10 protein-coding genes are annotated in these 14,892 nt (G+C 68.7%); 7 read left to right on the forward strand and 3 right to left on the reverse strand.

Features of this window, described 5'->3' with window-relative positions:
- Positions 1-244 precede the first annotated feature (244 nt).
- The 5 genes from P3L51_RS19315 to P3L51_RS19335 all read left to right on the forward strand — a co-directional run bounded on the left by P3L51_RS19315 (position 245) and on the right by P3L51_RS19335 (position 7,347).
- Entirely contained in the window at positions 245-1,891 is a 1,647-nt protein-coding gene (locus tag P3L51_RS19315) for an ABC-F family ATP-binding cassette domain-containing protein (RefSeq protein ID WP_354606509.1), read from the forward strand.
- Between the two features lie 87 nt (positions 1,892-1,978).
- The gene (locus tag P3L51_RS19320; protein ID WP_354606510.1) at positions 1,979-4,249 is read left to right on the forward strand and encodes an ATP-binding cassette domain-containing protein; all 2,271 of its coding nucleotides are present in this window, start codon (positions 1,979-1,981) and stop codon (positions 4,247-4,249) included.
- Positions 4,250-4,405: 156 nt separating this feature from the next.
- Entirely contained in the window at positions 4,406-5,182 is a 777-nt protein-coding gene (ddaH, locus tag P3L51_RS19325; protein ID WP_354606511.1) for a dimethylargininase, read from the forward strand.
- Positions 5,183-5,297: 115 nt separating this feature from the next.
- Positions 5,298-6,272, forward strand: coding sequence for an acyl-ACP desaturase (locus P3L51_RS19330; protein ID WP_354606512.1), 975 nt, complete (start codon positions 5,298-5,300; stop codon positions 6,270-6,272).
- A gap of 157 nt (positions 6,273-6,429) precedes the next feature.
- Positions 6,430-7,347: a chitosanase gene (locus P3L51_RS19335; protein ID WP_354606513.1), complete on the forward strand. Its 918-nt coding sequence runs from the start codon at positions 6,430-6,432 to the stop codon at positions 7,345-7,347.
- 37 nt (positions 7,348-7,384) lie between these two features.
- Here P3L51_RS19335 and P3L51_RS19340 read toward each other — a convergent pair whose 3' ends face one another.
- The 3 genes from P3L51_RS19340 to P3L51_RS19350 form a co-directional block, all read right to left on the reverse strand.
- Complete coding sequence (locus tag P3L51_RS19340) at positions 7,385-7,669, reverse strand: WhiB family transcriptional regulator (RefSeq protein WP_354606514.1); 285 nt, start codon at positions 7,667-7,669, stop codon at positions 7,385-7,387.
- 124 nt (positions 7,670-7,793) lie between these two features.
- On the reverse strand, positions 7,794-8,591 hold the full coding sequence (locus P3L51_RS19345; RefSeq protein ID WP_354606515.1) for a VOC family protein: 798 nt from the start codon (positions 8,589-8,591) through the stop codon (positions 7,794-7,796).
- Between the two features lie 157 nt (positions 8,592-8,748).
- Positions 8,749-9,786 carry a multicopper oxidase domain-containing protein gene (locus tag P3L51_RS19350; RefSeq protein ID WP_354606534.1) on the reverse strand — a complete coding sequence of 346 codons (1,038 nt, stop codon included), beginning with the start codon at positions 9,784-9,786 and terminating at the stop codon, positions 8,749-8,751.
- A 203-nt stretch (positions 9,787-9,989) separates the two neighbouring features.
- Here P3L51_RS19350 and P3L51_RS19355 point away from each other — a divergent pair, with 203 nt between their 5' ends.
- Positions 9,990-12,467: a ThuA domain-containing protein gene (locus P3L51_RS19355; RefSeq protein ID WP_354606516.1), complete on the forward strand. Its 2,478-nt coding sequence runs from the start codon at positions 9,990-9,992 to the stop codon at positions 12,465-12,467.
- A gap of 62 nt (positions 12,468-12,529) precedes the next feature.
- Positions 12,530-14,692 (forward strand): OmpL47-type beta-barrel domain-containing protein, encoded by a 2,163-nt coding sequence (locus P3L51_RS19360; protein ID WP_354606535.1) that lies wholly within the window; start codon positions 12,530-12,532, stop codon positions 14,690-14,692.
- Positions 14,693-14,892 lie beyond the last annotated feature (200 nt).

Below are 14,892 nucleotides of genomic sequence, written 5' to 3' on the forward strand. Positions count from 1 at the left end.
GCCAACACCGCCACCCGAAAACCCGTTGCTCCCGCACCCATGCCCTCGTACGGTGTACAGCGTCCTGTTGTCACCGAACGGAGTAGGACGTTGCTCTTCTGAGGTCCTGAGACACCGTGCCGCGCGGCTCTGTGCCCGCGCGCACCGCGTGTGACCTCGGCTGTCGAGCCGTCCTCTTCCGGTGCCCTCCGCCGGTGTCTCCCACCGTTGCCCCGCTTCCCTTCGCAGCGTCCTGGAGACCCGTATGTCCACTTCCCCCCGCATCACCTGCTCCGCGCTCTCCTTCGCCTGGCCCGACGGGTCCGTCGTGTTCGAGGACTTCCAACTGGCCGTGGGGCCCGGCAGGACCGGCCTGGTCGGCGTCAACGGGTCGGGGAAATCGACCCTGTTGAAGCTGATCGCAGGCGTGCTCACGCCCGCCGAGGGCAGGACGGCCACCGTGGGTGGGATCGGCTACCTCCCGCAGGACGCCGTTCTCGACACCGGTCTCCGCGTCGACCAGGCGCTCGGCATCGCCGGTACCCGCGCCGCGCTGCTCGCCGTCGAGGCGGGCGACGCGAGCGAGGAGAACTTCACCGCGATCGGCGACGACTGGGACGTCGAGGAACGGGCGCGCGCCGCCCTCGACCAGCTCGGGCTCGGCCACATCGGCCTCGACCGGACCATCGGCGAGGTGTCGGGGGGCGAGTGCGTGCTGCTGCGGCTGGCGGCCCTGCTGCTGGCCCGCCCCTCGGTGCTGCTGCTCGACGAGCCCACGAACAATCTGGATCTGTACGCCCGCGGGCGGCTCCACGAGGCCGTCGAAGCCTGGACCGGCGTGCTGGTCGTGGTCAGCCACGACCGTCAACTGCTGGATCTGGTCGACCGGATCGCCGACCTGCGGGACGGCGAGGTCACCTGGTACGGCGGGAACTTCTCCGCGTACGAGGAAGCCCTCGCCGTCGAACAGGAGGCCGCCGAGCGCATGGTGCGCGTCGCCGAGAGCGACGTGCAGCGACAGAAGCGCGAACTGGCCGACGCGCAGGTCAAGTTGGCACGACGCAAGCGCTACGGCCAGAAGATGTGGGACACCAAGCGCGAGCCGAAGGCCATCATGCAGGAGCGTAAACGCCAGGCGCAGGTGTCGGCGGGCAAGCACCGCGTCATGCACACCACGAAGCTCGCGGAGGCGAGGGAACGGCTCGACGAGGCGGTCGACGCGGTGCGCGACGACGACGAGATCCGGATCGAACTGCCCGCCACCGAGGTGCACTCCGGCATCGGCGTGCTGAGGCTGCGCGAGTTGGAGCTGCGGTACGGCGCGCGGGCCTCGGGCGAGTTCGCGATCCACGGCCCGGAGCGGATCGCGCTGGTGGGCCGGAACGGGGCGGGCAAGACGACGCTCCTGCGGACGATCGCCGGGGAGCTGGCGCCGGTCTCGGGCGAGGCCGAGGCGCTGGTGCCGACGCGCTTCCTGCCGCAGCGGCTCGACGTCCTGGACGACGCGCTGAGCGTGGCGGAGAACGTGCGGCGGTTCGCGCCCGGCGCCACGGACAACGAGATCCGGGCGCGGCTCGCCCGCTTCCTGTTCCGGGGCGCGCGGGCGAACCAGCCGGCCGGGACCCTGTCGGGCGGGGAGCGGTTCCGCGCCTCGCTCGCCGCCCTGCTGCTCGCGGAGCCGGCGCCCCGGCTGCTGATGCTGGACGAGCCGACGAACAATCTCGACCTGGCGAGCGTGCGCCGGCTCACGGCGGCGCTGGGCGCGTACCGGGGCGCCCTGGTCGTGGCCGGCCACGACCTGCCGTTCCTGGAGTCGATCGGCGTCACACGGTGGCTGGTGCTGGACGGCGAGCTGCGTGACACGACGGTGGAGGAGGTACGGGCGGGGCCGCCGTCCCGGGGCATGTCCTGAGGCCCGCTCCGGCCCTCGGGAGAAAGGCGCGCGGCCGATCGGGAATCCGGACAGAAGCTGTCTGGATTCCCGATTAGCTTCGGGCCCATGCCTCAGAACATCACCATCGTGGGCGCCCGTGAGAACAACCTCAGGGACGTCTCGCTCACCATTCCCAAGGACCGGATCACCGTCTTCACCGGGGTCTCCGGGTCCGGCAAGTCCTCGATCGTCTTCGACACGATCGCCGTGGAGTCGCAGCGCCAGCTCAACGAGACCTTCACCTCGTTCATCAGGAACCGGCTGCCCAAGCACGAGCGGCCGCACGTCGAGGCGATCGACGACCTGTCGGTGGCGATCGTCATCGACCAGAAGCCGGTCGGCGGCAACGTCCGCTCCACCGTCGGCACCATGACCGACATCTACTCGGTGATCCGGGTGCTGTTCTCGCGGTACGGCACGCCGAGCGCGGGGGCGGCCACCGCGTACTCCTTCAACGACCCGGCCGGCATGTGCCCGGAGTGCGACGGCGTGGGACGGGTCGTCCGGCTCGACCTCGACCGCGCGATCGACTGGTCGAAGTCCCTGAACGGGGGCGCGCTGCTGCTGCCGGGGCTCTCGGTGGGCAGCTGGGAGTGGAAGCTGTACGCGGGCTCCGGGCACTTCGACCCGGCCAAGCCGCTCGACCGGTACACCGCCGAGGAGCGCCAACTACTGCTCCACGGAGGCGACTTCACCGTCACGCTGGAGATGCGGACGGGCTCGGCCGACATGCGGTTCGAGGGCGTCGTGGGCCGGTTCACCCGGCTCTTCCTCAGGCGCGACACGGCCGGGATGTCCGAGAAGCGCCAGGAGGCCTCGAACCGGTTCACCGCGCAGCGGGTGTGCGAGGCGTGCGGCGGGGCGCGGCTGAACGAGGCGGCGCTCGCGACCCGTATCGACGGCCTGGGCATCGCCGACTACACACGGATGGAGGTCGCCGACCTGGTGGACGTGCTGGCGCGGATCGACGACCCGGTGGCGACGCCGATCGCCGCCGCCGCGCGTGCCCGGCTCGACCGGCTGGTCGGGATCGGGCTCGGCTATCTGAGCCTGGACCGGGAGACGACCACGCTCTCCGGCGGTGAGGGACAACGGCTCAAGATGGTGCGGCATCTGGGGAGTTCACTGACCGGACTGACCTTCATCTTCGACGAGCCGAGTGTGGGTCTGCATCCGCGCGACGTGGGCCGGCTGAACGATCTGCTGCGGCGGCTGCGCGATCGGGGCAACACGGTGCTGGTGGTGGAGCACGACCCGGACGTGGTGGCGATCGCGGACCATGTCGTCGACATGGGGCCCCGGGCGGGCGCGGACGGCGGGCACGTGGTGTTCGAGGGGACGGTGGAGCAGTTGCGGAACGCCGGCACACTCACCGGCCGCCATCTCGTGAGCCGTACGCCCATGAAGGGGACCTTCCGGCCCCCGACCGGTCAACTGCCGGTGAGTGGCGCCGCGTTGCACAATCTGAAGGGCATCGACGTACGGTTCCCGGCCGGGGTGCTGACGGCGGTGACCGGCGTCGCGGGGTCGGGCAAGTCGACGCTGGTCTCCCAGGTCTTCACGGCGGCGTACCCGGACGCGATCGTCATCGACCAGGGCGCGATCACGGCCTCGTCGCGGTCCACCCCGGCGTCGTACCTCGGCACCATGGACATCATTCGCAAGGTGTACGCGAAGGCGAACAGGGTCGAGCCGGGCCTCTTCAGCTTCAACTCCTCGGGCGCCTGCGCCACGTGCGCGGGGCGCGGGATCATCCACACCGATCTGGCGTTCATGGATCCGGTGACGACGGTCTGCCACATGTGCGAGGGGCGGCGGTTCAGCGACGACGTACTGACGCTCCGGGTGGGCGGCAGGTCGATCGTCGACGTGCTGGACATGACGGCCGCTCAGGCGATCCCGTTCTTCGAGGAGTTCGGCGGCGACCGGGCGATGCTGCGCAAGCTGCGGACGCTGAACGACGTGGGGCTGACCTATCTGACGCTCGGTCAGCCGCTGAGTTCACTGTCGGGCGGGGAGCGGCAGCGCCTCAAACTGGCGACCCAACTGCACCGTACGGGCAGCGTGTACGTCCTGGACGAACCGACCACCGGGCTGCACATGGCGGACGTGGGCACCCTGCTGGCCCTGCTCGACCGGCTGGTGGACGCGGGGAACTCGGTGATCTGCGTCGAGCACAACATGGATGTCGTCAAGCACGCGGACTGGGTGATCGACCTCGGCCCGGACGGCGGGAAGCACGGCGGCGAGATCGTCTTCGAGGGAACGCCGGCCGAACTGCTGCGCCACCCCAAGTCCTTCACCGCCGAGTATCTGCGGCGGGAGGTCGGTGCGTGAGCGGGCCTCTTCGGTGATCGCGGGTTGACGTAGCGTTGGCGGGTCCGACGACACCGACGGGTCGACGGACCCGGTCGGCCTGTCGAGGTCGACCGGCCCGACGGGTCGACCGGCCCGACCACGACCGACCCGACCACGACCGACCCGGAGAAGCCCATGACCAGCGGGAAAGCCCTGATCCGACGCCCCGGCCCACGTCTCACCGAGGGCCTGGTGACCCATCTGGAGCGCACGCCCGTCGATGCCGACCTGGCCCTCGCGCAGTGGGAGTCGTACGCCGCCGCGCTGCGGGCGCACGGCTGGGAGACCACGGAGGTGGCGCCCGCCGACGACTGCCCGGACGCGGTGTTCGTGGAGGACCCGGTGGTGATGTTCCGTGATGTCGCGCTGATCGCCCGTTCGGGTGCCGAGTCGCGGCGGCCGGAGACGGCGGCGGTCGAGGAGGCTCTGTCGGCGCTCGGCTGCTCGGTCGAGCGGGTGGAGGAGCCGGGCACGCTCGACGGCGGCGATGTGCTCAAGGTCGGCGACACGGTCTACGTGGGGCAGGGCGGCCGGACGAACGAGGACGGCCTGCGGCAGTTGAGCGCCGCGTTCGAGCCGCTGGGCGCGCGGGTCGTCGCCGTACCGGTGAGCAAGGTGCTGCATCTGAAGTCGGCGGTGACCGCGCTGCCGGACGGGACCGTGATCGGCTTCGCGCCGCTCGTCGACGACCCGTCACTCTTCCCGCGGTTCCTGGCCGTGCCCGAGGAGGCGGGATCGCACGTGGTGCTGCTCGGCGGCGAGAAGCTTTTGATGGCGGCGAGCGCGCCGCGCAGCGCGGAACTGTTCGCGGGTCTCGGTCTTGAGCCCGTTCCGGTGGACATCAGCGAGTTCGAGAAGCTCGAAGGGTGCGTGACCTGCCTCTCGGTACGGCTGCGTGACCTGCGCGGATAACCGCGCGCGACCGGGCGTCGCAGATCGGGGGTTGGCTCTCGCCTTATCGCACCCTTAACCTACGGTCACGTAACCTACGAACCCGTAGGTACTACTCCCGTCCCCAGGAGCACACGTGACAGTCACCTCTCCCCATCTCGGCAGTTCGGAGGCGTGGACCGACGCCCGGCTGCTGTACGCGCTGGAAGAGGTGGTGGAGAAAGAACTCAACCGCCATCTCAAGGTCGCCAAGGACTGGATGCCGCACGAGTACGTGCCCTGGTCCGACGCCCACAACTTTCCCGGTCTCTTCGAGGACGGCACGGCCTGGGAGCCGCAGCAGTCCAAGGTGACCGACATCGGCAAGATCGCCCTCGTGGTGAATCTGCTGACCGAGGACAACCTCCCCAGCTACCACCACGAGATCGCCAGTCTCTTCGGCCGCGACGGAGCCTGGGGCACCTGGGTGCACCGCTGGACCGCCGAGGAGGGTCGGCACGGCATCGTGATGCGCGACTATCTGCTCGCCTCGCGCGCCGTGGACCCGGACAAGCTGGAGCAGTTCCGGATGACGCACATGGCGGAGGGCTTCACGTCGGACAACCGGCACTCGATGCTGCACTCCGTCGCGTACGTCGCCTTCCAGGAGCTGGCGACCCGGGTCTCGCACCGCAACACCGGCCACCAGTCGGGTGACCCGGTCTGCGACCGGATGCTGGCGCGTATCGCCACCGACGAGAACCTGCACATGGTCTTCTACCGCAACCTGCTCGGCGCGGCCTTCGACATCGCCCCGGACCTGACCATGCAGTCCGTGCGCGACGTGGTCGTCGACTTCCGGATGCCGGGGCACGGCATGCCGGGCTTCGAGCGCGCCGCCGCGCAGATGGCGATCGGCGAGATCTACAACATGCGCATCCACCACGACGACGTGCTCCAGCCGGTGCTGCGCTATCTGAAGGTGCTCGACATCGACGGGCTGGGTCCCGAGGGGCTCAAGGCGCAGGAGGAGCTCGGCCTGTACATGGGCGGGCTCGACACGGAGGCGAGCAAGTTCGACGAGAAGCTCGCCGCCCGCAAGGCGCGGATGGCCGCGCGCGCCGCCGGCTGATCCCGCGACGACCGGGGCCGGCGTCCCCGCCGACACCGACTCCGCGACCCCGCCCCGTCGCGGGCGGCACGCATTCATCACGTGTCCCACCAGGGTGTGTTGACTCCGAGGGGGACTCCCCACGGGTGTTCGAATCGAGCGTCGTACGCTGTGCGACGTGAAGGCTGTCACCCGTCTCTTCCTCATCGGCGCACCTGTCGCTGTCGTCGTCTCCGTCATCTTCGGCGGAGGCGGCGATTCCGGCGTTCTGGCCGACAATCCGCCGGAGAACACGGCGAGCGCCGCCCCCGACCCCCTCGCCTCCGCGAGCGACGGCGAGAAGAAGAAGCTGGAGGAGCGGATCGCGAAGATGCCGCCGGGTCTCGCGGCTCCCGACAAGAAGGAGACGGCCGCCCGGATCATCGCGAGCGCGGAGAACTCCACGCTGGACTGGCGCGGTCAGTACGACGCGATCGAGGACCTGGACGACGGCAACGGCTACACGGCCGGCATCGTCGGGTTCTGCTCGGGCACCAACGACATGCTCCAGCTCGTCGAGGACTACACCGAGGGCCACCCGGACAACCCCCTGGCGCCGTACCTCCGCGCGCTGCGCGACGTGGACGGCACCGACTCGCACAAGGGTCTGGACCCCGGCTTCACGGAGGCGTGGGCGACCGCGTCCGAGAATCCCGCCTTCCGCAAGGCTCAGGACAGGACGCGCGACCGTGTCTACTTCGACCCGGCGGTGCGGCTGGCGAAGATGGACGGCCTGAGCACACTGGGCCAGTTCATCTACTACGACGCGATGGTGCTGCACGGGCCCGGTCTCGACAAGGGCGGCTTCTACGGCATCCGGCACGCGGCGATGGAGAAGGCGAAGACGGCGGCCGAGGGCGGTTCGGAGAAGGAGTATCTGAACGCCTTCCTCGACCAGAGCCGGCTCGTGATCAAAACAAAGGTGACCGAGACGCAGCGGGACACCTCACGCATAGACACGGCCCAGCGGGTCTTCCTCGACGAGGGCAACATGGAGCTCGCGGGGCCGCTGCGATGGAAGATGTACGGCGAAACGTTCCAGCTTCCCGCTTCCTGACCGGTTCCGATCACCACCTGTCGTGATGTGGCCGGGCTCAGGCGGTGCTCGCCGCGCCGCTGCGGCGCAGGCGTTCGCGCTCCTTCTCCGACAGCCCGCCCCACACCCCGAAGCGCTCGTCGTTGTCCAGGGCGTATTCAAGACACTCCCGCCGTCCTTCGCAGGCACCGCAGAGCTGCTTGGCCTCGCGGGTGGAGGAGCCGGGGGCCGGGAAGAAGAACTCGGGGCCGGTCTGGGCGCACAGGGCGTTCTCCTGCCAGGCGAGCTCCTGTCCCGTGCGCCCGGTGATGCTGGTGAGGGTGTTCGTGGGATCGATCGGCATGACACACACGCTGCCTGGTGCCGATAAACATTCGATCAATGACCTGATGGGCAGCCGTCCGAAAGACGACCTTCGGGCCCGCCCTCGCGGGTGGGCCCGCCGCCGCCATGGCCAAGGCCCTCGTTCACGCGTCCTGCGAGATGCCCTGCATGAGCGCGAAACGCGCGCCGTACGGGTCGGTCAGCACCGCGAAACGGCCGACACCCTCGATGTCCCTGGGCTCAAGGACGGTCGTGCCGCCCAGCCGCTCCGAGTCCGCCACGGCAGCATCGCAGTCGGCCGTGCCGAAGTACAGGAGCCAGTTCGGCCCTGTCGCGGCGGGGGCGGGGTCGTCCGCGGTGGGCACGATCCCCGCGAACATGCCGTCCGGGCCTCTGCCCTCGGGGTGGACCATGATGTAGTCGCCCCCGCCTCCCGGCATCGGCATCGTGGTCGTGCCCCAGCCGAAGACGGAGCCGTAGAAGCCGGTGGCGGCGGCCGTGTCCGGGGTGGAGAGCTCGGCCCAGCAGAGGGTCCCCGGGGCGTCGGTGGCCTCCAGGCCGCTGTTCTTCCCCGGCTGCCAGGTGGCGAAGCCGGCCCCGGCCGGGTCGGCGCAGAGCGTCATACGGCCGAGGTCCTCGACGTCCATCGGCTCGTTCACGACCGTGCCGCCGTTGTCCTTCACGGCCGTGGAGGTGGCCGTGGCGTCGGCTGTCTGGAAGTAGAGGGTCCAGGACGGCGGGGCCTGCTCGGCGGGGAGCTGCATGGCCCCCGCGACGGTCTTGCCGTCCAGCTGGAACATGCCGTAGCCGCCGAATTCGGGTCCGGCCGACACATGGCTCCAGCCGAGGACGCCTCCGTAGAAGGTCTTCGCGCCCTCGATGTCGGGCGTGGCGAGATCTGCCCAGTTCGGTGAGCCTGGGACGTAACGGGTGCTGAGCATCGTCGCTCCTTCGAGAGACCCCCCGTGCGCTTGTCCTCCCGAGTCTGCTACCGATCGGCGCCCGTCGCATGTGTACGACGGGCGAGCCCGACGGGCCGGGCAGGCCGTGTGTCGGCCCGTCCGGCGCCCGTCGGGTCCGCCCGTGGCGACTCGTCCGTCAGTGGCCCGTGTGGGCGCCCTGCGCGCTCGCGCCCGTGGCGTCCGTCGCGCCCTTCTTCGCCCGCGCCCGGTGGTGCGGCTCGTACCCGGGAATCGTGCCGTCCGGCTTGGCGATCAGGAACAGGCCCGCCATGCCCTGGTCGGAGTGGCTCTGTACGTGGCAGTGGTACATCCACGCGCCCGCGCCGACGCCCTCGCCCGCGATGATCTGGAGCCCGAAGGAGTCCGCCGGTCCAGTGATCTTGTTGTCGACGATCCGGCTGGTGTCACCGGCGCCGCTGAGCAGCCCGGTCCTGTTGTCGGCCCAGCGATGACCGTGGATATGGAACGTGTGGTAGTACTCGCCGTGCGTGATCATGATGACTTCGAGGCGATCACCCACCGTGGCCTCGAAGTTCGGGCTCTCGGCACCCGGCAGATTGTTGATCTGCATGTCGTTGAAGACGATCGTGAACTGCTTGTCGGGAAGGATGTCACCCTCCCGGCGGACCACGAGGCCGCCGTACAGGCCCTGCCTGATGCCGCCCGTGCCGTGGTCCGTGCCGACGACGTGGTCGTGGTAGTGCCAGTAACCGGCGCTGCCCTCGCGGTACGTGCCGTCCGCGCGCTTGCCGGGCTTGTGGGTGCGCCAGGTGTACGTGCGCTTGCCGCCCGGCTCCACGTGGCTCTTGTTCATACGGGTGCCGTCGTTGGCGATGTCGTAGTCGACACCGTGCACGTGCAGGCTGGCGTCGACGTCCGTGAGATTGGTGAACTCGATGTGGACGGTGTCGCCCTCTACGATGTCGATCACCGGACCGGGGATCGTCGCCTTGCCCTTCTCGAAGCCGTAGCCGATCTTCCCCGTGCCCAACCGTTCGGCCACCATGGTGAGATGGTGCACCTTGCCACCGGCGGGCGCCCGCTTCGGGCCTTCCGCGGCCGCCATCGGCGCGGGGGCGGCCGACGAGGCCGAGGCAACGGACAACGATGTCACGCCAGTTGCCGCGACCGCGCCGCCGGCCATCAGTCGCCGGTTGAAACTCCGTCTGTCCATCGCCATGCCGAACTCCCCACATGCGGTGCTGAGACTGTCGGGACAGAGTGAAGCCCCGGGACGGCCACACGGTAACTCGGGGCTCTTCGTTTATCCACACTCAGGACAAAGTTAGTTCCATTCCGGTGATACCTCTTGGCTCGCCACCGAAAGAGGTCTAGCTTCACGCCTGTTGCTGTGACCAAAGATGGGTGGGTGAACACATGCAGCGCGTACCACACCGCCGGTCAAGATCCCGGCGCGCGATGGCCGCCACCGTGGTGGCCGGCACGATGGCCGCGTCCCTGCTAGGTGGAAACGCCATGGCGGGTCCGTACCCGGAGCCGCCGTCGACAACGTTGTCCCTTCCTTCGCCGCCCGGCGGCGCGAACGTGAAGGTGCTCGTCTTCCACGGTTCGACCTCGGAAGAGTCCCCGATCGTCAACGCCGGAATAGAGGCGATCGAGAAGATCGGCCTGACCGGCCCCACCGCGCAGCGGTTCAAGACCGAGACCAACGGTGACGGTTCGGTCTTCACCAACGCCACCAAGCTCGGCAGGTACAACGCGGTCGTCTTCCTGACGGGCGGCGGCGATGTGCTGGATCCCGAGCAGGAGGCGGGACTCGAAGCCTTCGTCGAGGCCGGCGGAGGCTTCCTCGGCATTCGGGACGCGGCGCGCACCGAGCCTTACTCCGACTGGTTCACCGGACTGATCGGCGCCCGTCCCAAGACGACGAGCCCCGACACCGTCCAGCGCGCGACCGTCGAGGTGGGCGACCGCCAGCACCCCGCGACGAAGAACCTGCCGCAGGAGTGGAAGCGCTCCGACAAGTGGTTCAACTGGGACAAGAACCCCTCGGGCACCGTGCACACCGTGGCCCGTCTCAGGGAGAGCACCTACAAGCCGGGTGAGGGCGCCAACGGCGCGGACCACCCGATCTCCTGGTGCCGCGACTACGACGGCGGCCGGTCCTTCTACACGGGCATGGGCGCCACGGTCGACTCGTACGCCGAGACCGACTTCCGCGACCACCTGCGTGGCGCACTCCAATGGACCACCCGTATCTCACGCGCCGACTGCAAGGCGACGATCGACGCCAACTACACGGCGGAGCGCCTGACCCAGCCCAACAAGCCGGGCGAGTCGGACCAGATCGGCGAGCCGCACGGCACCGTCGTCGCGCCGGACGGCCGCGTCTTCTACATCGGCCGCGGTGGCGGCGACAACACCCAGCCCGTCGTGATCGACTGGGCCGACCCGAACGCCGGCAAGGGCGAGGGCCAGATCCACGTCTACGACCCGGAGACCAAGAAGGTCACCAAGGCCGGCGGCGTGACCATCTTCGGCAACAAGGGCGGCGGCGACGAGCTGGTCAAGAACGAGGAGGGCCTGCTCGGTATCGAGCTGGACCCCGACTTCATGACCAACGGCTGGGTGTATCTGCACTACACACCCCACTCCAAGATCAACCGTGACACCCGGATGGCGCAGCGCCAGGTCTCGCGTTTCACCCTGGATCTCGCGACCAACAAGCTCGACCTCGCCACGGAGAAGGTCCTGCTGAGCTGGCCGGTGCAGATCAACAGCTGCTGTCACTCCGGTGGCGGTATGGCCTGGGACTCCAAGGGCAACCTGTACATCGCGACCGGGGACAACAACTCCTCGCAGTTCAGCGAGGGTTACTCGGGCAACAACCCGCAGCCGAACTACAAGGGCGTCTCCTTCGCGGACGCGCGCCGTACGGCCGGTAACACCAACAACCTCAACGGGAAGATCCTGCGGATCCACCCCGAGGACAACGGCACGTACACCCTGCCCACCGGCAATCTCTTCACGGGTGAGGAGACCGACGAGGGCGGCGACAAGACGCGCGGCGAGATCTACGTGATGGGTGTACGCAACCCGGCACGTATCTCCGTCGACAAGAAGACCGACACTCTGTACGCGGGCTGGGTCGGCCCCGACGCGGGCGCCCCGAGCACCACCTGGGGCCCGGCGAAGTACGACACCTTCGCCGCCATCACCAAGGCGGGCAACCAGGGCTGGCCGTACTGCATGGGCAACAAGCAGCCGTACCGCGACCGCAATCTGCCGGACCCGACGAAGCCGCTGGGCTGGTACAACTGCGACGCGCCGAAGAACGAGTCCCCGAACAACGACGGTCTCGTGAACATCCCGCCGATCACCGGCAACACCATCTGGTACTCGCCCCAGGGCGGCGCACCGGACTACCCGCGGGACGCGAACGGCATCCCGAGCTACAAGGCGGAGGAGGCCAAGTTCCTCCTCCCGTGGCTCAAGGGCGGTGGCCAGGCGACCATGAACGGTCCCCTCTACCGGTACGACGCCGACAAGGCGAACGCGGCGAGCTGGCCGTCGTACTGGGACGGCAAGTGGTTCGTGGGCGACTTCTACGACCAGACGCAGCCGCGGCACGCCGTGAACCTCGATCCCAAGACCGCGGGCAAGGGCGGACTGCCCGTGCACGCCGAGTCCCTGAAGAAGATCATTCCGGTCGGTGACAGCGGTATCCGCAACCTCATGGACTGGAAGTTCGCTCCGGACGGCTCGCTCTACGTGCTCGACTACGGGCGTGGCTTCTTTACTTCGGACGCGAAGTCGGCACTCTGGCGTGTGACGTACAAGGGCGGCGAGGCCACTCCCGCCGCCGCGGATCTGGCGAGGAAGGCGGCGCAGTGAGACAGGGTGGCGCAGTGCGAAAACGACCTCTGCATCTGTGGACGGCCCTGCTGGGCTCGTTGATGCTGGTGCTGGGGCTGACCTCGACACAGGCATACGGACGTGACGACAACGGGAAGTCGCCGATGGCGGCTGCCCAGGTGCTGAACTGGACCGCGGGCAACTCCACCACGGGGTACCTGACGTTTCCGACGACGGCCGTCGCGGGTCCCGCGACGATCGTCTTCGAGAACAGCAAGGCCACCGGCAACACCACGTCGATGCCGCACACGGTCACGTTCGACAGGTCGAACCCCGACTACAACAACGACGTGACGCTCGACCTGATGGCGAGTCCGGACGACGCCCAGGGCGGCAAGCAGACGGCCGAGGTCAACCTGACCCCGGGCACCTACCGGTACTTCTGCACGATACCGGGACACGGCATGATGACCGGCATCCTCACGGTCACCGAGGGCGGCGGTGGTGAGGACACCACCGCGCCCGAGACCGCTGTCAAGCTCGACGGCGATCAGAATGAGGCCGGCGCGTACATAGGCCAGGCGTCGGTGACGCTCTCCGCCACCGATGCCGGATCGGGTGTCGACAAGATCGAATACGCGGTCGGGGCCGACGGCGAATGGCAGCTCTACACCACACCCGTGGTGGTCAATACGGTCGGTGATCACGCGATCAGATACCGGGCCACCGACAAGGCGGGCAACGTCGCCGCCGAGAAGACTGCCGAGTTCAAGGTCGCCTCACCGCCCACGGACGACACCACCGCGCCGGAGACCTCGGCGACGGTGACCGGCGAACAGGACGCGAACGGCGCGTACTTGAGCATGGCCACGGTCACCGTGACCGCCTCGGACACCGGTTCCGGTGTCAACAAGATCGAGTACGCGGTCGGTGCGGCCGGGGCCTGGCAGACCTACACCGCGCCGGTGATGGTCCACGACGTGGGCACGCACAAGATCCGCTACCGCGCCACCGACAAGGCCGGCAACGCCGCCGCCGAGAAGGCCGTCGACTTCACCGTCGTCGTCCCGCCGGTGAAGGACACGACGGCGCCGGTGTCGACGGTGGCCGTGAGCGGTGACAAGAACTCCGACGGCGCGTACATCACCAGCGCCACGGCGACGATCAAGGCGACGGACGCCGACTCGGGTGTCGAGAAGATCGAGTACTCGCTCGACGGCGGTCCGTACCTCGCCTACACGAAGGCCGTGATCGTCGACGCGGTGGGCTACCACAAGCTCGCCCACCGTGCGACGGACAAGGCGGGCAACACCTCGGCCGCCAAGGAGGTGACGTTCACCATCGCCAAGGGCGGTGGCGTTCCCGCCCCCAACTGCCCCGAGTACGACGTACGTCTGACGGTCATCGTCGGCGCCGTCGACACGGGCGTGCCGAACCGTCTCACCACGAGCCGGTGCACGATCAACGAGCTGATCGAGGACGAGAAGGACTGGTCCTCGCACGCCCTGTTCCTCAAGCACGTCGAGACGGTGCTCACCAAGCTCCGGTCGGACGGTGTCATAGACACGCGCGAGCACACGAAGATCACGAAGGCTGCCAAGCAGTCGAAGATCGGCAGCCCGGGCGAGACGACCGGCTACCGCACGATCTTCGACGGCACGGACACCACCTTCTCCAAGTGGGCTCAGGTCGGCGGCGGCAAGTTCGCGCTCACCGCCGACGGCGCGATGACGAGCAGCACCAGCGTCGAGGGCATGGGCATGCTCTGGTTCCCGGAGCGGAAGTACGACGACTTCTCGCTGAAGCTCCAGTTCCGTGACGACGCTCCGGGCACGGGCAACGCCAACGGCGGTGTCTTCGTGCGCTTCCCGAACGTCAACGGTCACCCGCTGGAGAGCCGGCCGGAGTGGGTCGCCATCAACTACGGGCACGAGGTCCAGATCCTGGACCGCCCGGACGGCGACATGTACAAGACGGGATCGCTCTACGGCTTCGACCGGGTCGGCCTGGCCGGCGCGGGCGTCACGCCCAAGGGCAGCTGGAACGACTACGAGATCAAGGTGGTCGACCAGCACTACACCATCCTGCGCAACGGTGTGGTGATCAACGAGTTCGACAACATCGGCGGCCAGGAGTTCACTCCGCCGCGCGCCGGTGACGTGGGTACCGACGGCCGGCGTTACTCGTCCGGCTATGTCGGGCTCCAGGTGCACGGCACGACGGACGTCATCTCGTACCGCGACATCCGGATCAAGCAGCTCTGACGCCTCCGTAGGAGGTTGAGCCGACAGAAGTGCCCCTTCCCTTACGGGAGGGGGCACTTCGCCGTTCGGGGCACGGGTGCGCGAGAACGGATGGCGGGCGCCCGGGCGGCGGACGCGGACGGTGCGGCGTACGGGGCGGTGTTCGGGCGGTGTTCGGGATGCTGCTCGTGCCGAGCGTCCTGATCGCGCCGCCGGCGACG

This window comes from Streptomyces panacea, assembly GCF_040560175.1.
Lineage (GTDB): Bacteria > Actinomycetota > Actinomycetes > Streptomycetales > Streptomycetaceae > Streptomyces > Streptomyces panacea.

Coding starts and splice junctions, on each gene's coding strand:
- P3L51_RS19315 (WP_354606509.1), top strand. CDS start 245: ATGTCCACTTCCCCCCGCATCACCTGCTCCGCGCTCTCCTTCGCCTGG.
- P3L51_RS19320 (WP_354606510.1), top strand. CDS start 1,979: ATGCCTCAGAACATCACCATCGTGGGCGCCCGTGAGAACAACCTCAGG.
- ddaH (WP_354606511.1), top strand. CDS start 4,406: ATGACCAGCGGGAAAGCCCTGATCCGACGCCCCGGCCCACGTCTCACC.
- P3L51_RS19340 (WP_354606514.1), bottom strand. CDS start 7,669: ATGCCGATCGATCCCACGAACACCCTCACCAGCATCACCGGGCGCACG.
- P3L51_RS19345 (WP_354606515.1), bottom strand. CDS start 8,591: ATGCTCAGCACCCGTTACGTCCCAGGCTCACCGAACTGGGCAGATCTC.
- P3L51_RS19350 (WP_354606534.1), bottom strand. CDS start 9,786: ATGGACAGACGGAGTTTCAACCGGCGACTGATGGCCGGCGGCGCGGTC.
- P3L51_RS19355 (WP_354606516.1), top strand. CDS start 9,990: ATGCAGCGCGTACCACACCGCCGGTCAAGATCCCGGCGCGCGATGGCC.
- P3L51_RS19360 (WP_354606535.1), top strand. CDS start 12,530: ATGCTGGTGCTGGGGCTGACCTCGACACAGGCATACGGACGTGACGAC.